The sequence below is a fragment of the Lonsdalea quercina subsp. quercina genome (assembly GCF_000688655.1).
GTDB classification, from domain to species: domain Bacteria; phylum Pseudomonadota; class Gammaproteobacteria; order Enterobacterales; family Enterobacteriaceae; genus Lonsdalea; species Lonsdalea quercina.
The window spans coordinates 1-5,016 of record NZ_JIBO01000024.1; the positions used below are offsets into that span (position 1 = coordinate 1).

Below are 5,016 nucleotides of genomic sequence, written 5' to 3' on the forward strand. Positions count from 1 at the left end.
TCAAGAAAGACCCGAGCGGCAAGGCGTTCAGTGGCCACCGGCTGGATGCGCTGCGCGCCGACGCGGTCACCGGACAAGGCGCGTCAAACTGCGCGGCGCTGATGCCCGGCAGCGCGTTTACCCTGACGGAGCACCCGAACCTGACGCTGAACATCGGCTGGCAGGNGGNGACCGTCAGCCACACCGGCACCCAGCCGCAGGCGCTGGAAGAGGAAGGCGGCGGCGAGCCGACGACGCTGACCAACACCTTTGGGGTGGTGAAGGCCAGCACCACGTGGCGAGCGAAAATGCCGCATCGCCCGATGGTCGACGGCCCGCAGATTGCCACGGTGGTCGGCCCGGCAGGGGAAGAAATTTACTGCGACGAATACGGCCGGGTGAAGCTGCAGTTCCCGTGGGACCGTTACGGGGCGAGCGACGACCAGAGCTCGTGCTGGGTACGCGTCAGTCAGGGCTGGGCGGGCGGTCAGTACGGCATGATAGCCATCCCGCGCATCGGTCATGAGGTGGTGGTGAGTTTTCTGGAGGGCGACCCGGACCAGCCGCTGGTGACGGGGAGAACCTATCATGCGACCCATCGCCCACCTTACGATTTGCCGGAGCATAAAACGCGAACGGTGTTGCGGACTGAAACGCATCAGGGTGAAGGCTTCAACGAACTGCGCTTTGAAGATCAGGCTGGCGAGGAAGAAATTTATCTGCACGGCCAGAAAGACCTCCGTGCGATGGTCGAACATGACGTCGTCTGGCATATTCGGCACGATGCGCATACGGAGATTGATAACGAGCGGGTCACCCGCGTCAAAGCCACCGACCACCTCACAGTGGAGCAGGAAAAGCGCGATCATATTCAGGGGGATTACTCGCTGACCGTCGATGCGTCGATGCACCATAAATTGGGGCAGGCGTTACTGGTCGATGCGGGTCAGGAAGTACACGTAAAAGCCGGCGCCAAGGTGGTTATTGACGCGGGGGCGGAGTTGACGCTGAAAGTCGGGGGGAGTTTTATCAAAATTACCCCCGCCGGAGTGACCCTTGTCGGCCCATCCATCAAGATGAACTCCGGAGGGAGCGCCGGTGTTGGGTCCAACTGGGCAGGAGAACTTCCCACACTACCAGGCGAAGTTGCCGTACCTCCAGCCCCATCCGCCACATTGCCTGCTCCTGCCATTCATAAAAGCATGGCGTCGATGGCACCGCTGGCCAAACCTTGCCCTCTGGCTAAAGGCGGTAAGGCATGAGCATGGATTTATGGCGAGAACAGCATAGCGGTGAGCTGTTTGCAATCGTGGATGGTGCGGCAGACCGTTCGGCGGTGGCGCGTTTCTACGAGCTGAGTCATGGTGAGGCATCCCCTCTGTTCGCCGGTACCACATTCGGTGAACAAGCCGTCCTAGGGCCTTGGCTACTGTTTAATCCTTCGACTGAGTTTATGGAGGCGACACCGGAACTGAGTGGCTTTTATCTGGTCAGCGACCAGCCGATTGATGTGGTGCGTCGCCACTGGCAAAGCCTGATACAGGTCATTCGTGACGGGGAAATCGTCTATTTTCGTTTTTCTGATTCCCGAATATTCCTGCCAATGTTTAATGCGATGAGCCCCGAAGAGCGGGATGCAATTATGGGTCCCTGCACCGGAATTTGGATCAGTGGCACCGGTTTTACACGGACTCCCCGTTTACCGTTTCGCGCGGCATTAGATACGCCTTGGTTTCATATTCAATCACACCATCTGGCGGCATTATACGACGAAGACCGACATGCCTATATTCTGCGCCGGCGCTTGTGGCAATCCATGACGGCCATGATGGAACGCCACCCAGATCCGGCCAGTGCCATTTTACCGGTACTCCGGCAAGCCAATGCGGAGAAGCTTGAAGGAGATGTGCTCGACGGCGTGGTGGCCGGCGCCTTGACGTTGCAGGCCGGCCTGTCACTGGAGAGCATCAGGGTGCCGCTCATGCTGACCGACGCTGAATGGGCGCAGGTCAGCCATTGGATGGCGAAACACAAAGAATTAATAGGAGCCCATTGATGGCGGCAGATCCTTACTGCATCCCCTGTGAACGTTACGATAACTGGATAGAAATCGACGTTCGTGATGAGCACAATCGCTCATTCAAGGGATTAAAAGCGACACTGACAGATGAGACTGGCAAATCCGAAACGGTCATCTTAAAAGAGGGACCTACGCTGGCGCGTGGTTTCGCCGTCGGCCCCGTGACGGTGAAACTGGAAACGCAACCCTGGCTCAAGGCAGCTCAGTCGCGCGAAGCCCTCAAAGAGGGACCAAGCCCAGTGACTGCCTATACAGCAGAACTGACGGGCTATGAGACGACGAAACGCGAATACGTCAAAGTGACGACAGGCGATCTCTGCCTGACCCCGGCCGAGCCTGCATTGCCGGAAGCGCATCAGGAAGGGAAAGCCGGCAACGTGCGGTTCTATACCCATCATTCTTACGTTATCGAGGTAAAAGGCTACCAGATTAACGTATTACGCATCGGCGTCTTTTTTGATGGTACAGGAAACAATAACTTCAACGCCGAATCTGGGCTTAGAAAAGTCGAGCAGTGGTTGGCTGAGACCTGCTCAGACCCAGCTCAGCGGGAGAAGGAGCTGCGGGGCTGTCAGATGGGGCAGCTCCCCATCGGGGGGAGTGCGGCTAATGATATGACGAATGTGGGGAAACTGTTCAATCAATACGACCTTACCGCGGGGACATTAATTGTCCATAGCTATATCAGCGGTATTGGTACCCGCGATCCGGTGGCCGGAAAAGACGAGATCGAATACCGAGGGGACGATACGTTGACGCAAGGGTTGGATTTGAACTTTGTAGGCGAAAATACATCGATCATCGGCAAGGTTAATCGAGCGTGTGAGCAAGAGATTGTTGCCGCGATCATTCGAGATTTGGAAACAGTTTTGCCCAGTATTGAGTGTATCCATCGTGTTGTATTTGACGTCTTTGGTTTTAGCCGCGGCGCGGCGGCGGCGCGTCATTTTGTCAACGTCATCGACCAGAAAAAAGACCATCCGCTGGTGCAGGCGGTAGCAAATAATGAAACTATCCGCCTGAAAGCAGGGTTTGACTGGAGCAATCGTGAGGATGTGCGCATCGCGTTTGTCGGCATTTTCGACACGGTGGTGTCCTCATTTAACTCCCGAGTTAATACCCGTTTGAAGGATGACAGCGCGGAGCGAGTGGTGCACCTGACCGCACTGGATGAGGTGCGTAAACACTTCCCACTCACGCGGATTACCCCTACGGCCGCTGGCACCAGCATCCCTCCACATTTTACCGAATTGGCGTTGCCGGGGGCGCATTCAGATATCGGCGGGGGGTATTACAGCCGCTNGAGCCTGTCTAATCCCAACAGCGATCCGGCGCTGACCGAGTGTATCGAACTGGAACGCTTTATGAGCGAGGAGGACGCTTCGATGCCAGAGACAGGCAGCCGCGCCTATCAAAAAGCGCGGGCCTACGCCGAGGAGAAAATAGCACTGGGCTGGGCCGATCGCCTTCAACCGAATGTGTCGCGAACCGCCACCCCCCCGTTGGGGGCGATCAGTTTAGTCCCCTACTCGTTTATCCGACGCCGTGGTAAAAATGATGCGTGGCCCAAAAAAGCCGTCTATGTGGAGGTGGTGATGCGCAGGGTCGTAGAGGGTGAATACTCTCGCATTCCGTTGCATATGATGGTCGAGGCCGGACGTGCGGCAGGGGTGCCGTTTCAAGAGTGGGATCCAACAGCAATGAGTTTAAGGCTGGAGTCTGGAGCAGCTAAAGTCCCGGTGATCAAGCTAGCCCAACTAGACAAACATTGGGCCTTGGTTGCTACTGAACAGGGACTTGTGAAAAATCTGGGGCTTCAGTTACCAGAAGAAGCTTACCGGGCATTGCGTGGTAACTATCTTCACCATAGCGCTAATAACCAAAGTATCGCCAATCCAGCCAATACGAGTAAGAATGAGCCTACCGTCAGCAAGGAGCGGCGGCGTTTAATTGGGAACCAGGAGACATAATGTTGAGATATCTTTTCCTTTTGTTTGGCTTCTGCATGTCGCTGATGGCGTGCACAGAAGGTCATCCGGCGACGCGTGTCAATTGGAGCTACGGAACAGGCAGTAACATCGATATTACAAAAAATACCCGGACAGAGTTTTACCGACACGGGAAGCTTATTTACGCAGACCGTGAGGCGGGTGGGGGTGCCGGTGGATTGCTAAGTGACCGAATTGTAGCCAAACGCTATTACTGGGCTGGAGGCGGAGGACTGCCTACTGATGGAGTATCTGTCCCTGATAAAGCATCTATAGAGATGGTGTCGCTATATGATCGTAAGCGTTATCGAATCAAGGTAGATTTGCCGGCAGATTTGGCGCAGCAGATGCAACAACAATTTCAGGTTAATGGTCGAATTGACCAACGCAGTTGGCTCTATTTTGGTCTGGCTCCCGGAGGCTATTATGAGGTGTTGTTGAAAGGCGATAAGTTACGAGTCAAACCAGACTTACTGCTTGCACGCGGCATCGCCGAAGAGGTGACCGATAACTGGTATGACAAAAAGTATCCTATTGGCGTCAGCCAATATACGGTGACACTAAAAAACTTTGACAAAGAATACGGTGAACTCTTCAAGCAACATCCCGTCCCCCGTGGCATGGAATGGGCGCCAATCATGGACGCCTACCGCACCAGGCAGCCGAAAACCGATCAGCATCCGGTTCAATAATCAAATAAGGTCACAACACAGCGGCTTGAAATAAACAGCGGCGTTATCCGCCTGTAGTAGAGGGGTTGTTGGTAGTAGACCTCTCTCCGCCAGCAGCGCCCTACCATTACCAAAGAGCGGCGGCGTTTAATCGGGAACCAGGAGACATAATGTTGAGATATCTTTTCCTTTTGTTTGGCTTCTGCATGTCGCTGATGACGTGCGCAGAAGGTCATCCGGCGACGCGTGTCAATTGGAGCTACGGAACAGGCAGTAACATCGATATTACAGAAAATAC

The 5,016-nt window shown here is 55.0% G+C and carries 4 protein-coding genes; all 4 read left to right on the plus strand.

Annotated features, from left to right (window positions below; genetic code table 11):
- On the plus strand, nt 1–1,241 hold a 1,241-nt coding region (gene tssI / locus RZ35_RS16710; RefSeq protein WP_036153778.1), incomplete at its 5' end, for a type VI secretion system tip protein TssI/VgrG.
- On the plus strand, nt 1,238–2,035 hold the full coding sequence (locus RZ35_RS16715) for a DUF4123 domain-containing protein (RefSeq protein WP_036153781.1): 798 nt from the start codon (nt 1,238–1,240) through the stop codon (nt 2,033–2,035). The genes tssI and RZ35_RS16715, both read left to right, overlap by 4 nt.
- A 638-nt stretch (nt 2,036–2,673) precedes the next feature.
- Nucleotides 2,674–4,029: a phospholipase effector Tle1 domain-containing protein gene (locus RZ35_RS16720; RefSeq protein WP_455709721.1), complete on the plus strand. Its 1,356-nt coding sequence runs from the start codon at nt 2,674–2,676 to the stop codon at nt 4,027–4,029.
- Nucleotides 4,029–4,739, plus strand: coding sequence for a DUF2931 family protein (locus RZ35_RS16725; protein WP_099049287.1), 711 nt, complete (start codon nt 4,029–4,031; stop codon nt 4,737–4,739). The genes RZ35_RS16720 and RZ35_RS16725 overlap by 1 nt, the downstream gene beginning before the upstream one ends.
- Nucleotides 4,740–5,016: the final 277 nt, after the last annotated feature.

Coding starts and splice junctions, on each gene's coding strand:
- RZ35_RS16715 (WP_036153781.1), top strand. CDS start 1,238: ATGAGCATGGATTTATGGCGAGAACAGCATAGCGGTGAGCTGTTTGCA.
- RZ35_RS16725 (WP_099049287.1), top strand. CDS start 4,029: ATGTTGAGATATCTTTTCCTTTTGTTTGGCTTCTGCATGTCGCTGATG.